Raw genomic sequence first — 18,088 nt, forward strand, 5'->3', positions numbered from 1 at the left:
ACCGGCCGGCTTGAGTGTTGAAGAGCAAAATCAAAAGCTAAAGCGGGCACGGTCCACTGTAGGAGCTGGCTTGCCGGCGATGGCATCACCTCGGTGTGTCTGATTCACCGAGTTGTCTGCATCGCCGGCAAGCCAGCTCCTACAGAAAAGCAGCTTTTGCCTTTGCTTTTAACACTCAGGTCGGCTCTCAGGCAGCCGTGCTCTTACTTTTGATCTTGATCTAACTGCCCCCTGCCGCTTTTGCAAAGTGACTCGCTGTAAGAGCGAAACCATAAGTAGCCATAACCTAAATAACGGATATGTACCCCCCTCCTCCGGCCAAACTCAACACTTCTCCCGCGAAATAAATCCCAACACCCCAGTATCCATCACCGGATTAAAACGAACCCGGGTCGTAATGTCCTGCTCAATCTCACGCATCGCCACCTGCGGCAACGTAGAAATATCCGCATCCTCCCGTATCCGCGCCGGCGTCACCGACGAGGTCAAAAACGCCACCCCACGCTGCACCGACCACGCCAACGCAACCTGAGCCGGCGTCTTCCGCACCCGCCGTGCAATCCCGGTAATCACCGGTTCATCCAGCACCCGCGGCCTCATCCCATGCCCCAACGGCGCAAACGCCAACACCACAATCCCATGCTGCCTGCAAAACTCCAACAGCTCCCACTCCGGCAGATAAGGGTGTGACTCAACCTGCACCACCGCAGGTTTTATCCGCGCCACCGCCACCAACTCCCGCAGCGTTTCCAGGCTGATATCCGACACCCCGATGGACTTGCAACGCCCCTCATCCACCAGACGCTCAAGCACCCGCCACGTCTCGATCAACGTCACCCCCGAGTCATACAACACATGCCCAAACGCATCCCGTGGGTGCAGCTCGTCACCCGGCAAAAACGCAAACGGCGTATGGATCATGTAGCAGTCGATCACCTCCACCCGAAGCCGGCGGCAACTGGCTTCGAACGCCGGCACCACACGCTCGGGCCGATGGTTGTTGTTCCATAGCTTGGTGGTGATGAACAGGTCCTCGCGCCGGACTTTACCGGCCGCCACCGCATCGTGAATCGCCGCGCCGACCTGCGCTTCGTTGCCATAACGCTCCGCACAATCGAAATGGCGAAAGCCCGCCTCCAACGCTTGCGTGACCGCCTGGGTGGTGGCCGTCAAATCCCTGAACAGCGTCCCGAACCCCACCGCCGGCATCGCGCCCGAGCCATGCTGCAAAGGAAAACGGGTATCGCGAAGTGCATCGTAATAGCTCATGTGTTTGCTCCACTAGCGTTTGAAATCGTTGACCGAGCGACCACCGAGCGCCACGAACAACCGCACGGTGTCGAGATGTTGGGCGGTGCTCGCCCGGATCTGCCCGAGCAGGGCCTGCTCATAGGCGCGTTGTGCCTCCAGCACTTGCAACAGCCCGCTCTCCCCTGCCCCATAGGCCTGCTGGTTCAGGCGCAAACTGTTGGCAGCGGCCTGTAGCGCGGCGGTCTGTGCCTGGTACTCCTCGGCGTCGTGGTTGATCGCCTGCAAGGTGTCTGCGACCTGGCCGAAGGACTTGATGACGGTCTGCTGATAGTTGGCGAGCGCGGCGTTGTAGCCCTCCACGGCGGCCTGGCGCTCTGCCTTGAGAGTTCCGCCATCGAAGATCGGCCCCGCCAACCCGGCGGCAAAACCCCACAGCGCCGCACCACCATTGCCCGACGCGGCCTGGGCCAGTGACGCGGACAGCTCCACACGGGGATAGAGATTGGCGGTGGCCACGCCGACCGCCGCGCTGGCCGCATGCAATTCGGCTTCGGCTTGCAGCACGTCCGGGCGGTCGTGGGCCAGTTCGGACGGCAAGCTGACCGGCAGCGTGGTGGCCGAGGCAAATCCAGCCAGTTCGAAATCCGGTGCGCGCCAATCCGCCGGGCCCTTGCCCGCCAGGATCGACAGCGCATGCCGCGCCGCATCGCGCTGCTGGGCGAGTGGTGGCAACAGGGTGCGGTCCTGCGCCAGTCGCGTTTCGGCCAGGGAGACATCGAGCTGCGTCGTCGTGCCGCTGTGTTGCGCCGCGCGCACCAGTTCGAGGTTTTTCGCGTCGGTGGCGAGCAAGGTCTGCACCGCTTCCATCTGCGCGCTGGCCGAGGCCATCAGCAACGCCTGGCTGGCGACGTCGCCCGTCAGCGTCAGGTATGCCGCCTCGAAGCGATGCTGCTGGAAATCGGCCAATGCCTGCTGTTGCTCGACCCGGCGCTGATTGCCGCCGAATACGTCGAGGTCGAAACTGACCTGCGGCCCGACGCCATAGAAGTTCGTCACCGCTGGCCGAGCGGCGTTGTGCACGCGCTGGCGGCCCGCTTGCGCGGCGAAATCCACCTGCGGGAAAAGTGCACCCTCGGCCGCAGCCACCGAAGCGGCGGCCTGACGCAACGTCGCGTCCGCTGCCGTCAGCTCAAGGTTGCCGGCAATCGCCCGGCGCATCACGCTGTCGAGCGTTTCGGAATGAAAGGTCGACCACCAGTCGACGCTGACCTTCTGACTGAAGGAAACGTGCTGCTCAGCCTGCACGTCATAGTGCTGCGAAGCGGTAACGGACGGCGCCTTATAGTCCGGGCCAACCGAGCACGCGGACAGGGTCATGACGGCCGTGATAACAAGCCCATGGGATTTCATTACGCACACTCCGGAAAACTAGCGGGTCGTGACAGGTTTACGCAGCAGCAGCACCAGCGGGCTCACCACCAGCATTGCCCACAGCAGAATCTTGAATTGGCCGACCACCGCGATGAAGGCGGCCTGGCCGGTGATGGCTTCGTTCAGCGCGGCGAATCCCGCCAGGGGCGTCGATGCGGGGACCGAATGCACAGTCAGGTGGCCGGCCAGCGCCACGTGCATCGCCTGGGTGTTGTTGAAGAAGAACCACTGCACCACCGCCACACCCAGGGTGCTGCCGTAGACGCGGGACAGGTTGAACAGCCCGCTGCCTTCGGGGCGCAACGTCGGGTCGAGGGTGCTGAACGCCACCCGGGAAAGCGCCGGCATCAGCAGGCCCAGGCCCGCGCCCTGGATTGCGCCAGCCACTGCCACCGGCCAGCCGTCCATCAAGGGTGAATAGCCGAGCATCGAGTGGTTGGCGTAGATCACCACGGCGATCCCGGCGACCACAAATGGGCGGCCGTCGAGATGCGCAGGCACCTTGTTCATCAGCCAGAACGCACCCAGCAGCCCCACACCACGGGGGATGGTGAGGAAGCCTGTGGTGTCGGGCGGGAAGCCCAGCAGTTCATCCAGCATCGGCGAGGTCATCGCCATGGTCGGCAGCAGCACGAAACCGACGGCGAAGAACATGACGGTCGACAGCACGAAGTTGCGGTCGCGCAATAACCCCTTGCTGATGAAGTGTGTGCTCGAGGTGAACCGGTGCATTGCGAACAGGTAGAACCCCAGGGCACTGGTGGCGGCTTCCAGCCAGATCTCGGGCGAGTCGAACCACTCCAGGCGCTGGCCACGGTCGAGGACCATTTGCAGGCCGATCACGCCGAGGGTGAAGCTGGCGAAGCCTGGGAAATCAAACGCAGCAGCGCTGTTGGCTTTCTTCTCCTGCTGAAACATCGCCACGATCAAGAAGGTGTACGCCAACAGCGGCAGGCTGGCGTAGAACATCCAGCGCCAGCCGAAATGCTCGCTGATCCAGCCGCCAATCGCCGGGCCGCTGACAATCCCCAGCAACCCGATCGCCGTCCATGACGGGCCGAATTTTGGCCGTTGCGTCGGGGCCAATGTCTCCAGGGCGATGGCCATCGACAGCGGCGCCAATACGCCGCTGGCAGCCCCCTGGATGATCCGCGCGCCGACAAATTGCAGTGAGGTGGTGGCCTGTGTCGCAAGCAGCAGGCCGAGGGCGAAGATCAGCATCGCCGCCTGGTAAACCGCCTTCACGCCGAAGCGCGCAGCAAGCCACTGAGCCACCGGCAACGTAATCGCGCTGGCCGCCAGGTACGACGTGAAGATCCACCCCGCCTCGTCATCCGTCATCGACAAACTGCCCTGCACAAACCGCAGGGCCGAGTTCGGCAGCGACACGTTGACCGCCTGCAACCAGGTCACCAGCAACGCCGCAAACCGGAGAGTACGTGCGCCGTTCATGGGCCGGTCCTGATATCAACCGTCACCGTGGCGCTGGTGCCGGAGAACAGCGGCAAGTCCGCGTTGGCATCGTCCAGTTCCAGGCGCACCGGCACCCGCTGCACCACCTTGACCCAGTTGCCGGTGGCGTTTTCCGGCGGCAGCAGCGCGAAGTCGGCACCGGCGCCCGGGCTCAGGCTGGTGATGTGCGCCTTGAAGGGATGATCCGGGTAAGTGTCGAGCTTGATGGTTGCCTGCTGACCGGCTCGCATATGGGTCATCTGGGTTTCGCGAAAGTTGGCTTCGACCCAGGTGCGACGGGGCGACAGCAAGGCGAAGGCCGGCGCGCCGCTGTTCAGGTAATCGCCGACCTGCACGTCATCCACCTTGGCCACCACGCCGTCGTCGGGGGCATAGACCGTCGCGTACGAGAGGTAGAGTTGCGCCTCGTCGAGCTGCGCCTGGGCCTCGCGAATCGCCGGGTGTCGGTCGATTTCGATGTCGGGATTGCCGTTCAGCGCCACCACCGTATTGGCGATCTGCTGCTCGACGGACGCCACGCGTTGCCGGGCGACTTTCAGGTCGGTATCGGCCCGTTCGAACACGGCCTGGGACACGAACTCGGTGGCCACCAGGGCCTTTTTGCGGGCGAATTCCTTCTGGTCGAAACCCGCCGATTCCTTGGCCGCCTGCAACTCTGCCTGCTGTTGCCGGTAGCTGGCCTTGAGGCCTTCAATCCGCAGGCGCGCCACGCTCAATTGCGCCTGCGCACGCTCGACCGCGACCTGGAACGGCTCGGGGTTGATACGCAGCAGTACCTGCCCCTTGTGTACCGACTGGTTGTCTTCCACGGCGACCTCCACGACCTGCCCGGATACCCGCGCATTGATCGACGCCTTCGCCACTCGGGCATACGCGTTATCGGTGGATACGTACGGCGCATCCTTGAGGTAATACACATACCCGGCCGCTGCAATGAGTACCGGAAAGCCCACCATCAACAGTGAACGCCAGGGGGTGCGGGTCGTGTTTTCCAACGCATTGCTCATGATCGAATCACCTTTGCTGAGCCCGGGATTTCTGAGGCCTTAATTTTGTGCGATGATGTAAGAATATCGACCCACCCACCTCTACTCAAGGATTTTTGTACGCCATGGCACAAAAAAAGATCACAGAGGCAAAAGGCCGTGGCCGCCCACGGGCCTACGACCCCGAAACGGCAATGCAAAAAGCCCTCGGGGTGTTCTGGAGCACCGGCTATTCCGGCGCCTCACTGGACAGCATCGCCACCGCCGCCGGGATGAACCGGCCAAGCCTGTACGCCGCGTTCGGCGACAAACACGCGATCTACCTCAAGGCACTTGAGCAGTATTGGGGTCTCGCTTCTGCCGCCATCGACGAGGCGCTGGACGACCCGAGCCTGACCCTCGCAGAGGCGTTGATGCGCTTATATGAAGGCCAGTTGTCGATCTACTTTTCGGGGGATGGCGAGCCACGGGGCTGCTTTATCATCGGCACCGCGACCACTGAAGCGGTGGAGGATGCGGAGATTCGCGCCGTGCTTTTGCAGCGCCTCGACGCACTCGACGCCCATCTCGAAACCCGCTTGCGCACGGCCATCGAGGCCGGTGAGTTGAAAGGTGGTGCAGACCCGGCAGCCGTCGCCGTCCTCGCCGCGTCTTTGGTGCACAGCCTTTCGATTCGTGCACGGGCGGGCAAGCCCCACGCCGAATTGATCACCCTGGCGCGCAACGCCGTGCAGGTCATCTGCGGATGAGTGAAGGACTGGAAGACATTCTGGCCGAGCACCTGGCCGTGATTTTCTGCGGGATAAACCCGGGGCTGAAGGCCGCCACCACCGGGCATCACTTCATGGGCAGGAGCAATCGGTTCTGGCGCACGCTGCACCTGGCCGGGTTTACGCCCCATGAAGTGCAGCCGGAGAACGACCGCACGATCCTGCAATACCAGTGTGGACTGACCACGGTGGTGGAGCGGCCTACGGCCCGGGCGGACCAGTTGTCGGCGGATGAATTCAGGGCGGCGGCGGCTAGTTTTGAACGCAAGATCGCACGCTACGCGCCACGGTATGTGGCGTTTCTGGGAAAGGCCGCCTATAGCGCGTTGAGCGGGCAGAAGCAGATTGCCTGGGGGCTTCAACCGCACACCCTGGGGTGTGCGGCGGTGTGGGTTCTGCCCAATCCCAGCGGCAGAAACCTTGGGTTTACGCTCGACCAATTGGTGCAGGCGTACCAGCAATTAAGGCTGGCAACACTCAGTCCCGATTAGAACTCAACTTCTCCCACAAAAAGCTGTAGACCAGCGCACTCATATGCGCAGCCTGTGCATTGTCTGCCGCCCCGCCGTGCCCACCTTCGATATTTTCGTAGTACGTCACGTCCTTGCCGGCCTCGATCATCTTCGCCGCCAGCTTGCGGGCGTGGGCTGGATGCACCCGGTCATCGCGGGTCGAGGTCAGGAAAAACACCGGTGGGTAGGCCTTCGCCGGATCGAACAGGTGGTATGGAGAAAACGTCTGGATGTACGCCCACTCTTCAGGTACGTCCGGGTTGCCGTATTCCCCCATCCACGACGCCCCGGCCAACAGGAGGTGATAGCGCTGCATGTCGAGCAAGGGCACCTGGGAGACGATTGCACCGAACAGTTCCGGGTATTGAGTAAGCATATTGCCGACCAACAGACCACCGTTGCTGCCACCCTCCGCGCCCAGGTGTCGGGGCGAAGTGATCCCGCGGTCGATCAGGTCACGGGCCACTGCGGCGAAATCTTCGTAGGCACGCGGACGGTTCTGCTTGAGTGCGGCCTGGTGCCAGCGCGGGCCGTATTCACCGCCACCGCGAATGTTGGCAACCACGTACACCCCGCCCTTCGAAAGCCAGGCGCGGCCTGCCTTACCGGAGTAATACGGGGTCAGGGAGTATTCAAAGCCGCCGTAACCATAGAGCAAGGTCGGCGCCGTGCCGTTGCGCGGCAGGTCTTTCCCGAGCACCAGGAAATACGGCACACGAGTGCCGTCCCTGGAGACCGCAAAGTGCTGCTCGATCACGTGCTGGCTGGAATCGAAAAAGGCCGGCAGGGTTTTCAGTACCTCGGGCGGATGACCGATCTCGGCCAGCGACAAGGTGGTCGGCGTCAGGTAGTCAGTGGTCACCAGCCATACGGCATCACTGTCGTCGCTGTCCACTGCGCTGGCATCCACCGTCCCCATGCTCGGCGCCCCGGTGAACGGGCTGTGCTGCCAGCCGTTCGCGCCGGGAGTGAGGACGCTGAGGCGGTTCTTGACGTGATCCAGTACGTTCAGCACCAGGTGATTCAACGTCCAGAAAAACCCTGCCAGCGAGGTGCTGTCCGTAGGGGTGAACAGCACCTCGAAATCCCGCTGGCCTGCCATGAAGCGATCAAACCGGATCGCCAGCAACGAGCCGGCCACAAACACTTCATCAAGCGTCCAGTCCTCCCGCAGTTCCAGCAGCAGCCAGTCTTTGTACACCGACTTTTCCGCTGAGTTCGGCGCGTCGATTTTGCTTAACTGGTTGTCGCTGCCCCGCAGGTACAGCTCGTTGTTGTAGAACGCCAGCGTGCGGCTGACGAAGTCACGCTCGTAGCCGGGCGTGTCGTCGTGCATCGCCGCGATGTACATATCATCCAGCGCGCCTTCATAGACAAGACTGGCGGCACTCAGCGGTGTACCGCGCTGCCACTGCTTGACGATGCGCGGGTAACCGGAACGGGTCATCGTGCCTTCGCCAAAATCGGTATAGACATAGACGTTGTCACGGTCGATCCAGCCCAGGCCGCCCTTGGACTCGGGCAACTGGAAGCCGTCTTCGACCCAGGTCTTGCTGGGCAGATCAATCTCGCGGGTGACATTCGCATCGGCGCCGCCACGGGACAGCGCCAGCAGGCAGCGCTGATAGTCCGGGCGCAAGAAATCAGCACCGTGCCACACCCAGTTTTCGCCTTCGGCGGCGTTCAGTGCGTCAAGGTCCAGCAACGTTTCCCAGGCAGGTTGAGGCTTGCGGTACTCCGCCAGCGTGGTGCGACGCCACAGGCCCCGCGGGTGGGCGGCGTCCATCCAGAAGTTGTAGTAATAGCCGCCGACCTTGTCGACGTAGGGGATGTTGCTGTCCGAGTCCAGTATCTCCAGCACCTCGGCCTTGATCTGCTTGAAGCTGTCGGAGCGGGCGAGCCGGTCTTCGGTCCTGAGGTTCTGGGCGCGTACCCAGTCCAGTGAACGCGTGCCGTCGACGTCTTCAAGCCATTGGTAGGGATCATTGGACGTTTCGGGAAGTTTTGACATGTTCGAATCCTGTCGAAAAGCAGAAATGGATAGCGTGCCCGACTTTGAGCCTTTTTGAGCGATAAAAAAAGCAAGAAACCGGGTGTGCCAGCCGATCTGATCGGCGATACATGGCGGACGTACCGCAGGCTGGTGCGGCAGGAGGACAGGCGATGACTGACAAAAACATGTGGATGCTGATGGGCGCAGACGCAAGCCCCTTCCCAAGCCCCGAGCCGGGAACGCTGGGCGGCCACCGAGGCGGCAAGCGCTATGGAAAGCTCGACTGTCGTGCGGCGCTGGGAGCCATTGCGCGTGGCGGCTACGTGAAAAATCGCGTGTTTTTTCTCGATGAAGCCACGGCTATCGCCGCGGGATTTCGTCCTTGTGCGGTGTGCATGCCTGCCGAATATCGCCTGTTTCGAGGGCACGCCTGAATCGAGTGTCCGGGACAAATTCCGGGCAAAAAAAAGCCTGCATCGCTGCAGGCTTTTTTACTATCTGGCTCCACGACCTGGACTCGAACCAGGGACCCAATGATTAACAGTCATTTGCTCTACCAACTGAGCTATCGCGGAATGCGCCGTATGTTACTGATTGAAAAGGAGAAGTCAAGCATTCAGTGAGATTTTTGCTTCACCCCAGGTGCGCCGCGCTGGAAAATCACCACGCCACTTCCTGTCACGACGCTGTCATACGTCAACGCCAACATCCGCAGATACCCCGCCCCTACCCTCTTCTTGAAGGACGACACATGCACACTCGCTCAGGCCCGCCAGCGGTAAAAACCCTGCTTGCCCGTTTTATCGTTATCGGATGCAGCCTGACGGTGAGCGCGTGTGACAGTGTGACCAGGAGCGCGCCTGTCGCGCCTGCTTCGTTCAAAACCCTGGACGGTGCACCGCCTCTGGTTATCGGCCATCGCGGTCTGCCAGGACTGTACCCGGAAGAAACCCGGGCCTCCTACGAGCATGCAGCCGACGCTGGTGCGGATTCGCTGGAGCTGGACCTGCACATGACCAAGGACTGTGTATTGGTGGCCCGGCACAATCCCTGGTTGAGCGACAACACCAACATCAGCGACGTCGCGAAGACCAATCCCGAAGTTGCACGCCGCAAGCGCACGGTGCCGGGTGTGCTGGTTAACGTCAGGTATCCGGCCACTGCAGAAAATGGCCCGGCCCAGTACCTGAGTGATCTGACTGACCCCAACGATCCAAAATCCGTGTTGAAGTCCTTGATCGTGGATGGCGAAGACCATACCAACGACTGGTCAATCAGCGATTTCACCCTGGCCGAACTCAAGCAATGGATCGGCGGCACGACGTACGACGCCCGCGACGAGCGCCCGACCGAACTCAACGGCAAGCTGCCGATCCTGAGTTTCCAGGAAGTGATCGACATCGCGAAAGCCAAAAGCGCCGCCACGGGCCGGGTGATTACCACCTACCCGGAAAGCAAGAACCCGATCTGGAACAATGCCCAGGCCATCGCCAACGGCTGCGGCGCGCCGGGCAGTCATCCGTTCGAAGCGGCGTTTCTCAAGACCCTTGAAGACAACAACCTCAATCGCAAAGACGCGCCGGTGTTCGTGCAGAGCTTCGACCCGAACAGCCTGAAATACCTGCGCTCCATCGGCCTGCAAACCAGGGCGGTTCAACTGGTGGATGGGAACGGGGTGAACTTCAAGACCGGCGAGACCATTTTCATCACCGACAAACCCAACACCTTCGTCAGCGGCCGCCCCTACAGCTGGACCGTCGCCGGCGACCCACGCGCCTTTGGTGCGATGCTGACCCCGGCCGGGCTGGCCGAGGTCAAGACCTACGCCGACGGCATCGGGCCATGGAAGCCGCAAGCGATGTTGCTGACCGCCGCTTCAGCGCAAAACCCCGGCTTGCCCGAGGTCGACACTGTCAAGCCCACCAGCCTGATCAGCGATGCGCACAAGGCCGGCCTGTTCGTGCATATTTTCACCTTCCGCAACGAAGCCAAATACCTGGCCGGCGCCTACAAGGGCAGCCCGGCGGCGGAATACATGGCCTTTTTCCGCGCCGGTGTTGACGGTGTGTTTACGGATTTCACGCCGACTGCCGTTGCGGCCCGAACTGCCTACCTTAAAGAAGTCGCGCGCTAAAAAGTCGTGCGTAAAGATGGCGGCCTTATGGGCCGCCATCCTTCAGTCAAGTTGCTCAATCACCCCTCCTGCCTTGAGCTGCCCCAACTGCTCTGCCGACAACCCGAGGCGCTCGCCCAGTACCTCATCGGTATGCTGCCCCAACATCGGCGCCGGCCTTACATACTCTACCGGCGTGCCCGACATCTTGATGGGGCTGCCGACCATCTCGAACTGCGGATTCCTGGGATGCGGGATCTTCACCATCAACCCACGGGCAATCACCTGCGGCTCTTCCAGGGATTGCGCGATGTTGTTGATCGCCCCCACCGGTACTTTCGAGGCGTGAATACTCGCCACCCACTCGTCCGCCGTTCGCCCCAGGAAGTGCGCCGACAACAGTTCGACAATCTCCGCCCGATGCGCAACCCGATCGGCATTGCGCCGAAAGCGCGGGTCTTCCGGCAGGTGCGGCAAACCGATGCTGTGGCACAGCGCTACAAACTGGCTGTCGTTGCCGCAGGCAATAATGAAGTCGCGGTCGGCGGCGCGGAACACCTGGTACGGCACGATGTTGGCGTGGGCGTTGCCGAAACGCTGCGGCACCTTGCCCGAGGCCAAGTAGTTCATGCTCTGGTTGGCCAGGGTTGCCACTTGTACGTCCAGCAGCGCCATGTCGATGTGTTGGCCAACGCCGGTGCGTTCGCGGCTGAGCAGTGCGGCCTGGATCGCGACGGTGGAATACAGGCCGGTCATCAGGTCGGAGAACGCCACGCCGACTTTTTGCGGGCCGCCGCCGGGCAGGTCGTCGCGTTCGCCGGTGATGCTCATCAGGCCGCCGATGCCCTGGATGATGAAGTCGTAGCCGGGTTCTTCGGCGCGCGGGCCGGTCTGGCCGAAGCCGGTGATGGAGCAGTACACCAACCGTGGATTGATCTCGGCCAGGGTCGCGTAATCCAGGCCATAACGCGCCAGGGAACCGGCCTTGTAGTTTTCGATCAGTACGTCGGAGCTGGCCGCCAGGGCCCGCACCAGTTCCTGGCCTTCGCTGGTGGCCAGGTCAATGGCCACGGATAGTTTGCCGCGGTTGGTGGACTGGTAATAAGACGCCTGCCCGGACGACTCGCCGGTGTCAGTCTTCATCCACGGCGGGCCCCAGCCGCGGGTATCGTCGCCACTCTGTGGCCGTTCGATCTTGATCACTTCCGCGCCGAGGTCGGCCAACACCTGGCCACACCAGGGCCCGGCCAATACCCGGCTTAAGTCCAGCACCCGCAAACCTGTCAATGCACCCATTATTCTTGTCCTGTGATGAATCGAAATCAGCCGACTGCCGGCTCTTCATGACGCAGGGAAATCCCCAGCACGGCACGCCGCCGCAGCCAGGGGCTGGGGCGATAACGTGGGTCGTGGGTGAGTTCGCTCATGCGTTGCAAAATCGTGAGGATGCGCCGTGGCCCGAGGGCATCGCCCCAGGCGAGCGGGCCTTGTGGATAACCCAGGCCGAGTTGTACGGCCTGGTCAATGTCGTCGACGCTGGCGATGCGTTGCTGGGCAATGTCGCAGGCCAGGTTGACCACCATCGCCAGGGTGCGCTGGGCAACGAAGCCGACGCTGTCGCTGATCACTGTCACACCTACACCGTCATTGGCGAGCAACGCGTGGGCGGCATCGCGGGTGGCGGTGGACGTCAGCGGGTTTTGCATCAGGGTGCGGTGGCGCGACAGGTCGGTCAGCAGGTCGATGCACAGGGTGCGTGCCGGGTCAGTGTGGAAGCGCTCGCTGGCCGAGGTGGCGTCGAGACCGTAGGGCGCCAGCAGGCACAACGCTTCAGGCGAAGGCTGCGCCGCGCTTTCAAGGTGTGCGCCCAACTCGATCACCAGGGCGCTGAGGCGCTCGTAGTCTTCGGCGTTTTCGGTGGCGATCCATACCGGCGGGAATTGCTTGATGGAAGGCACCGGCTGCGGCTGCGGGCCGTCCACCACCTGGCCATTTTCATAGCGGTAGAAGCCCTGTCCGCTCTTGCGCCCGAAGCGTCCGCCCACCAGCATCTGGCGCGTCAGGGGCGATGGTTTGTAGCGCGGGTCCTGATAGAACTGGTTGTAGATCGACTCCATCACCGGGTGGGAAACGTCGAGCCCGGTGAGGTCCAGCAGTTCCAGCGGCCCCATGCGAAAGCCTGCGCCTTCACGCAGGATACGATCGATGTCGCCGCGCTCGGCAATGCCTTCATCGAGCATCTTCAAGGCTTCGGTGCCGTACGCACGGCCGGCGTGGTTGACGATGAAACCCGGGGTGTCCTTGGCGCGCACGCCGCGATGGCCGGTACGGCCGACGAAGGCCAGCAGGTCATCGCCGACCTTCGGTGCGGTGGCCAGGCCGTCGATTACTTCGACGACGCGCATCAACGGTACCGGGTTGAAAAAGTGCAGCCCGGCGACCCGCTCAGGGTGTTGGCAGCCGGTGGCGATGGCCGTGACCGACAGCGACGAGGTGTTGGTGGCGAGGATGCACGCCGCGCTGACCACGCCTTCCAGCTGCTGCAACAGGCCGCGCTTGGCGTCGAGGTTTTCGACAATGGCTTCCACCACCAGGTCGCAGTCGTGCAGCGCCTCAATGGTGGCGGCGACTTGCAGGTTCGCAAGCGCAGCGTCCACCGCTGCCTGGGTGATCTTGCCCTTGGCGGCCAGCTTCGAGAGCGTGGCGCCGAGGTTATCCCGAGCGGTTTGCGCCGCACCGTCGCGGGCATCGAACAAGCGCACCAACACGCCCGCCTGAGCGGCAATCTGTGCAATCCCGGCGCCCATCACGCCGGTGCCTACCAGGCCCATGATCTTGATTGAATCATCCATTGTCATTCCCCCAGGTAGTTCGCGGTGCGTTTTTCGAAGAACGCCGCGGCGCCCTCCTTCTGGTCTGCCGAATCGAACAGCAGTTGAAAGGCCTTGCGCTCCAACACCAGCGCGCTTTCCAGCGGCAGGTCGGCGCCGGCCAGCATCACTTCCTTGATCTGCTCCACCGCCAGTGGCGGCAAGGCGGCGATCTGCGCGGCCAGTTCCAGGGCGCGGGGGATGGTCTGGTCATCGGCCACCACTTCGCTGAGCATGCCCATGGCCAGGGCTTCCGGGGCCTTGACCATGCAGCCGGTCAACGCGATGCGCATGGCCTGGAACTTGCCCACGGCGCGTACCAGGCGCTGGGTGCCACCGGCGCCCGGCATCAGGCCCAACTTGACCTCGGGCTGGGCGAAGCGCGCCGATTCGCCGGCGACGATCAGGTCGCAATGCATGGCCAGCTCACAACCGCCACCCAGGGCAAACCCGTTCACTGCGGCGATCACCGGCTTGGGGCAGCGGCTGATGGCTTCCCACAGGTATTCGGTGTGGCGGCGATACATCTCGATCGGGCTGGCGCTGGCGAATTCCTTGATGTCGGCACCGGCCACGAAGAACTGGTCGCCGCCGGTGAGCACGATGGCGCGCACATCACGGCGTTTGGCCAGGGCACGAAAGTGCTCGGCCAGCTCTTCGCGAACCTGGGCGTTCAAGGCGTTTTTCACTTCGGGGCGGTGGATGCGTACCACGGCGACGCCATTGTCCTGGACGTCGAGGTGCACTACGGGTTGGTCGAGGCTGGCCACAAATTCTCCTGCTGCAATGTTCTTGTTAGTTCGGATATCGCCAGTTTCGCTATGCGAAACAACATTCCGTATTTAGCGATAATCATAAGGACCGAGTCGCCGTGATGTAAACGTAAAAACCTGACCCTCCGATAAATTGGGCTATAACTCGTTGTTTAGACGAGTTTTATTAAACAAAAAGACAACGCCACGCAAAGTTGATTAGTTTCGCTGTGCGGAATACAATTTTGTTTTGTTGATTTTCTAAAAAAAGGGGGACTAACATGCGCCGTCGAAACCTGGACCCGAACACACCCGAAACACCTGCCGGCAACCACGCCTTCGAGCACTTGCTGATCGATCCGATGAATGCCGACGAGGAAGAAGACAAGGACCGCCAGTTCGTCACCGCCCTGGCCCGTGGCCTGGAATTGCTGCGCTGCTTCACCCCCAGCGAAAGCGTGCTGGGTAACCAGGAGCTGGCGCGCAAGACCGGGCTGCCAAAGCCGACGATTACGCGGATGACCCATACGCTGACCCGCTTGGGCTATCTCAAGCACCTGCCGCAGTCAGGCCGGTATCAGCTGGATGTGGGCGTAATGGCATTCGGTTACGCAATGCTGTCGAACCTGTCGGTGCGGGCCGTGGCCCATCCGCTGATGGAGACGATGGCCAAGTACGCCCAGGCCGCGGTGGCGATGGCCACGCGGGACCGCCTGGACATGGTTTACCTGGACGTGGTCCAGGGTGAAGCCAACATGACCATGCGCCGCCAGGTCGGCACGCGGTTGCCGTTGCACTTGAGTTCCGCAGGCCGCGCCTGCCTGGCAGCGATGCCGGAAAACGAGCGGGAATTTATCCTCGACCATATCCGCCAGCGTCATCTGGCGGACTGGCCGGGCATCAGGAAGGGTCTGGAACGTGCCTTCCGGGATTACACCGATTTCGGCTATTGCATGTCGATCGGTGAGTGGCACCGCGATGTAAACGCCATCGCCGTACCGCTGCTGCATGCACAACATGGGCTGCTGACGTTCAACTGTGGCGGGCCGAGTTTTCACCTTTCCCGGGAGAAACTCGAGGACGACATCGGGCCCCGTCTCAAGCACATGGTGAACAACATCGAGGCCGCCGCCCGCTAGACAGATCGGTGCAAGGCCTCGGCAGATTGACGACAACAGGCCCGCCGAACGGGCCGCTGAGGAATGCACATGATCCGAGACCCCGAAACGCTTCATCTGTTGCTGGAAACCCTGCAGCAGTTCGTCAACGAGGCGCTGATCCCCCGGGAAAACGAACTGGCCGAGACCGATGACGTCCCGGCGGATATCGTCAGCCAGTTCCGCGAGCTGGGCCTGTTTGGCCTGACCCTGCCCGAAGCCTACGGCGGCCTCGGGCTGACCATGGAAGAAGAGGTCAACGTGGCCTTTGAACTGGGCCGCACCTCGCCGGCATTCCGCTCCTACTTCGGCACCAACAACGGCATCGGCTCCATCGGCATCCTGCTGGACGGCACCGAGGCGCAGAAGCAGCACTACCTGCCAAAACTCGCCAGCGGTGAACTGCTCAGTTCGTTCTGCCTGACCGAGCCGGACTCCGGCTCCGACGCCGCCTCGCTGAAAACCACGGCGGTGCGCGACGGTGACCACTATGTCATCAACGGCACCAAGCGCTTTATCACCAACGCCCCCCACTCCGGGATCTACACGGTGATGGCCCGTACCAACCCGGACATCAAGGGCGCGGGCGGCATCAGTGCATTCATTGTCGAGCGCAACACCCCCGGCCTGTCTCTGGGCAAGCGCGACCACAAGATGGGCCAGAAAGGCGCCCACACTTGCGACGTGATTTTCGACAACGTGCGCGTACCGGCCGACCAACTGATCGGTGGCGTCGAAGGCGTGGGGTTCAAGACCGCAATGAAGGTGCTCGACAAGGGCCGCCTGCACATTGCCGCCGTCAGCGTCGGGGCCGCCGAGCGCATGCTCAACGATGCCCTGAACTACGCCCTGGAGCGCAAGCAGTTCGGCCAGCCGATCGCCGAGTTCCAGTTGATCCAGGCGATGCTCGCCGACAGCAAGGCCGAGATCTACGCCGCCCGCTGCATGGTGGTGGACGCCGCGCGCAAGCGTGACGAAGGCCTGAACATCGGCACCGAAGCGTCCTGCTCGAAAATGTTCGCCACGGAGATGTGCGGCCGCGTGGCCGACCGTTGTGTGCAGATTCACGGCGGTGCCGGGTATGTGAGCGAGTACGCCATCGAGCGGTTCTATCGCGATGTGCGCTTGTTCCGCCTGTATGAAGGCACTACGCAGATCCAGCAATTGGTGATCGCCCGCAACATGATTCGCGAGGCCAAGCACTGAACCCCGGGAACAACACCAAACCCATGTGGGAGCTGGCTTGCCTGCGATGCAGACAACTCGGTCTGGCAGTAACACCGCGGCGATGCCATCGCAGGCAAGCCAGCTCCTACAGTGACCGTGTTCCAACCGCATTACCGCAACACCCATAACTTGTGCCCTAACAACTACAACAAGGTATCGCTATGGAAGTCGCCGCTTCGACGGGTGCGTTGTCGCCCGCGCAAAACAAACTGTGGATCATCGTATTCATCTTCTGCTTCCTCGGCCTGCTGATCGACGGTGCCGACTTGATGCTGCTGTCCTACAGCCTCAGCAGCCTCAAGGCCGAGTTCGGCCTGACCAGCGTCGAAGCCGGCAGCCTGGGCAGCTTCACCCTGGCCGGGATGGCCATCGGCGGGATTTACGGCGGTTGGGCCTGTGACCGTTTTGGCCGGGTGAAAACCGTGGTCTGGAGCATCGTGCTGTTCTCCGCCGGCACGGCGATCCTGGGCATGACCCACAGCTATTGGCAGTTCGCGAGCACCCGTTTCTTCGCGTCCCTGGGCCTCGGCGCGCTGTATGTCGCGTGCAACACCCTGATGGCCGAATACGTGCCGACCCGCTATCGCACCACCGTGCTCGGCACCCTGCAGGCCGGTTGGTCGGTGGGCTACATCGTCGCCACCCTGCTCGCCGGCTGGATCCTGCCGAACCACGGCTGGCGCTGGTTGTTCTACGTGGCGATCATCCCGGTGATCCTCGCCGTACTGATGCAACGCCTGGTGCCGGAGCCGCAAGCCTGGATCAAGGCCCAGGCCGAACGTGCCCGGGAAAAGGCCGAAGGCATCAAGCGCGTGTCGGCGAAGAAACCCGACGGCATGTTCAAGCTGATCTTCAGCGACCCGAAAGCCAGCCGCATGTTTATCCTCTGGGCACTGACCGCAGGCTTCCTGCAGTTCGGCTACTACGGCGTGAACAACTGGATGCCGTCGTACCTGGAAGGCGAGCTGGGGATGAACTTCAAGTCGATGACCAGCTACATGGTCGGCACCTACGCGGCGATGATTTTCGGCAAGGTCCTCGCCGGGCTCGCGGCAGACCGCCTGGGCCGGCGCCTGGTGTTCGCCGTCGGTGCGCTGGGCACGGCGATTTTCCTGCCGGTGATCGTGCTGTTCCAGAGCCCGGACAACATCCTGTGGATGCTGATTGTGTTCGGTTTCCTGTACGGCATCCCCTACGGCGTGAATGCGACCTACATGACCGAAAGCTTCGAAGCGAAATTTCGCGGCTCGGCAGTGGGCGGCGCCTACAACATTGGCCGAATCGGCGCGGCGGTGGCACCGGCAGCCATTGGTTTCCTGGCGTCCCATGGCTCGATTGGCGTGGGATTCCTGGTCATGGGCGGCGCGTACTTTATCTGCGGCGTGATCCCAGCGCTGTTTATCCGCGACAAGCAGTTCGACCCGCAAAAACAATAAGCCCTAACCCGGGGCCCGCGGCGACGCGGCCCCGGCTATAAGACGTGCGGCAGTTATACCCTTAGGCAAACCGGGCTAGACTGTACGTCAGTCCTACGGAACTGAAGGAACAGTACG

15 protein-coding genes and 1 tRNA gene are annotated in these 18,088 nt (G+C 62.3%); 7 read left to right on the forward strand and 9 right to left on the reverse strand.

Annotated features, from left to right (window positions below; all coding sequences use genetic code 11):
* Positions 1-324 precede the first annotated feature (324 nt).
* Genes HX811_RS20235 through HX811_RS20250 form a run of 4 tightly spaced genes read right to left on the reverse strand, consistent with a single transcriptional unit; the run spans position 325 to position 5,162 of the window.
* Positions 325-1,269, reverse strand: coding sequence for an aldo/keto reductase (locus tag HX811_RS20235; protein ID WP_177047087.1), 945 nt, complete (start codon positions 1,267-1,269; stop codon positions 325-327).
* Positions 1,270-1,281: 12 nt separating this feature from the next.
* Complete coding sequence (locus HX811_RS20240) at positions 1,282-2,661, reverse strand: efflux transporter outer membrane subunit (protein ID WP_134326034.1); 1,380 nt, start codon at positions 2,659-2,661, stop codon at positions 1,282-1,284.
* A gap of 18 nt (positions 2,662-2,679) precedes the next feature.
* Positions 2,680-4,134 (reverse strand): MFS transporter, encoded by a 1,455-nt coding sequence (locus tag HX811_RS20245; RefSeq protein WP_177047089.1) that lies wholly within the window; start codon positions 4,132-4,134, stop codon positions 2,680-2,682.
* Positions 4,131-5,162: an HlyD family secretion protein gene (locus HX811_RS20250; protein WP_003216514.1), complete on the reverse strand. Its 1,032-nt coding sequence runs from the start codon at positions 5,160-5,162 to the stop codon at positions 4,131-4,133. Before HX811_RS20250 ends, HX811_RS20245 begins: the two co-directional genes overlap by 4 nt.
* 104 nt (positions 5,163-5,266) lie before the next feature.
* On the opposite strand from HX811_RS20250, the gene HX811_RS20255 reads away from it, so the two are divergent.
* Together HX811_RS20255 and mug are read left to right on the forward strand one after the other, a co-directional pair.
* Entirely contained in the window at positions 5,267-5,890 is a 624-nt protein-coding gene (locus HX811_RS20255; protein WP_003216516.1) for a TetR/AcrR family transcriptional regulator, read from the forward strand.
* Positions 5,887-6,402, forward strand: a complete 516-nt coding sequence (mug, locus tag HX811_RS20260; protein ID WP_102368472.1) for a G/U mismatch-specific DNA glycosylase — start codon at positions 5,887-5,889, stop codon at positions 6,400-6,402. Before HX811_RS20255 ends, mug begins: the two co-directional genes overlap by 4 nt.
* On the opposite strand, the gene HX811_RS20265 is transcribed toward mug, so the two are convergent.
* Complete coding sequence (locus tag HX811_RS20265) at positions 6,389-8,434, reverse strand: prolyl oligopeptidase family protein (protein ID WP_177047091.1); 2,046 nt, start codon at positions 8,432-8,434, stop codon at positions 6,389-6,391. The genes mug and HX811_RS20265 overlap by 14 nt on opposite strands.
* A 152-nt stretch (positions 8,435-8,586) precedes the next feature.
* Here HX811_RS20265 and HX811_RS20270 point away from each other — a divergent pair, with 152 nt between their 5' ends.
* Positions 8,587-8,850, forward strand: coding sequence for an Ada metal-binding domain-containing protein (locus HX811_RS20270; protein WP_177047093.1), 264 nt, complete (start codon positions 8,587-8,589; stop codon positions 8,848-8,850).
* A gap of 65 nt (positions 8,851-8,915) precedes the next feature.
* Here HX811_RS20270 and HX811_RS20275 read toward each other — a convergent pair.
* Positions 8,916-8,991 (reverse strand) — tRNA-Asn (locus HX811_RS20275).
* Between the two features lie 176 nt (positions 8,992-9,167).
* On the opposite strand from HX811_RS20275, the gene HX811_RS20280 reads away from it, so the two are divergent.
* On the forward strand, positions 9,168-10,550 hold the full coding sequence (locus tag HX811_RS20280; protein WP_177047095.1) for a glycerophosphodiester phosphodiesterase family protein: 1,383 nt from the start codon (positions 9,168-9,170) through the stop codon (positions 10,548-10,550).
* Positions 10,551-10,592: 42 nt separating this feature from the next.
* On the opposite strand, the gene HX811_RS20285 is transcribed toward HX811_RS20280, so the two are convergent.
* From HX811_RS20285 to HX811_RS20295, 3 genes are read right to left on the reverse strand one after another with little or no spacing between them, the layout of a single operon-like run.
* On the reverse strand, positions 10,593-11,825 hold the full coding sequence (locus HX811_RS20285) for a CaiB/BaiF CoA-transferase family protein (RefSeq protein ID WP_003216714.1): 1,233 nt from the start codon (positions 11,823-11,825) through the stop codon (positions 10,593-10,595).
* Positions 11,826-11,851: 26 nt separating this feature from the next.
* A complete protein-coding gene (locus HX811_RS20290) occupies positions 11,852-13,381 on the reverse strand; it encodes a 3-hydroxyacyl-CoA dehydrogenase (protein ID WP_177047097.1) in 1,530 nt (509 codons plus the stop codon).
* Between the two features lie 2 nt (positions 13,382-13,383).
* On the reverse strand, positions 13,384-14,169 hold the full coding sequence (locus tag HX811_RS20295) for an enoyl-CoA hydratase (RefSeq protein WP_010175990.1): 786 nt from the start codon (positions 14,167-14,169) through the stop codon (positions 13,384-13,386).
* Positions 14,170-14,432: 263 nt separating this feature from the next.
* On the opposite strand from HX811_RS20295, the gene HX811_RS20300 reads away from it, so the two are divergent.
* From HX811_RS20300 to HX811_RS20310, 3 genes are all read left to right on the forward strand, one after another.
* Entirely contained in the window at positions 14,433-15,290 is an 858-nt protein-coding gene (locus HX811_RS20300; RefSeq protein ID WP_134326026.1) for an IclR family transcriptional regulator, read from the forward strand.
* A 69-nt stretch (positions 15,291-15,359) separates the two neighbouring features.
* Positions 15,360-16,514, forward strand: a complete 1,155-nt coding sequence (locus HX811_RS20305) for an acyl-CoA dehydrogenase family protein (RefSeq protein WP_177047099.1) — start codon at positions 15,360-15,362, stop codon at positions 16,512-16,514.
* A 182-nt stretch (positions 16,515-16,696) separates the two neighbouring features.
* Entirely contained in the window at positions 16,697-17,971 is a 1,275-nt protein-coding gene (locus HX811_RS20310) for an MFS transporter (protein WP_177047101.1), read from the forward strand.
* Positions 17,972-18,088 lie beyond the last annotated feature (117 nt).

Source organism: Pseudomonas sp. F8002 (assembly GCF_013385495.1).
In the GTDB taxonomy this organism is placed as follows: Bacteria; Pseudomonadota; Gammaproteobacteria; order Pseudomonadales; family Pseudomonadaceae; genus Aquipseudomonas.

Coding starts and splice junctions, on each gene's coding strand:
- HX811_RS20310 (WP_177047101.1), top strand. CDS start 16,697: ATGGAAGTCGCCGCTTCGACGGGTGCGTTGTCGCCCGCGCAAAACAAA.
- HX811_RS20285 (WP_003216714.1), bottom strand. CDS start 11,825: ATGGGTGCATTGACAGGTTTGCGGGTGCTGGACTTAAGCCGGGTATTG.
- HX811_RS20270 (WP_177047093.1), top strand. CDS start 8,587: ATGACTGACAAAAACATGTGGATGCTGATGGGCGCAGACGCAAGCCCC.
- HX811_RS20305 (WP_177047099.1), top strand. CDS start 15,360: ATGATCCGAGACCCCGAAACGCTTCATCTGTTGCTGGAAACCCTGCAG.
- HX811_RS20250 (WP_003216514.1), bottom strand. CDS start 5,162: ATGAGCAATGCGTTGGAAAACACGACCCGCACCCCCTGGCGTTCACTG.
- HX811_RS20255 (WP_003216516.1), top strand. CDS start 5,267: ATGGCACAAAAAAAGATCACAGAGGCAAAAGGCCGTGGCCGCCCACGG.
- HX811_RS20280 (WP_177047095.1), top strand. CDS start 9,168: ATGCACACTCGCTCAGGCCCGCCAGCGGTAAAAACCCTGCTTGCCCGT.
- HX811_RS20240 (WP_134326034.1), bottom strand. CDS start 2,661: ATGAAATCCCATGGGCTTGTTATCACGGCCGTCATGACCCTGTCCGCG.
- HX811_RS20290 (WP_177047097.1), bottom strand. CDS start 13,381: ATGGATGATTCAATCAAGATCATGGGCCTGGTAGGCACCGGCGTGATG.
- mug (WP_102368472.1), top strand. CDS start 5,887: ATGAGTGAAGGACTGGAAGACATTCTGGCCGAGCACCTGGCCGTGATT.
- HX811_RS20265 (WP_177047091.1), bottom strand. CDS start 8,434: ATGTCAAAACTTCCCGAAACGTCCAATGATCCCTACCAATGGCTTGAA.
- HX811_RS20300 (WP_134326026.1), top strand. CDS start 14,433: ATGCGCCGTCGAAACCTGGACCCGAACACACCCGAAACACCTGCCGGC.
- HX811_RS20245 (WP_177047089.1), bottom strand. CDS start 4,134: ATGAACGGCGCACGTACTCTCCGGTTTGCGGCGTTGCTGGTGACCTGG.
- HX811_RS20235 (WP_177047087.1), bottom strand. CDS start 1,269: ATGAGCTATTACGATGCACTTCGCGATACCCGTTTTCCTTTGCAGCAT.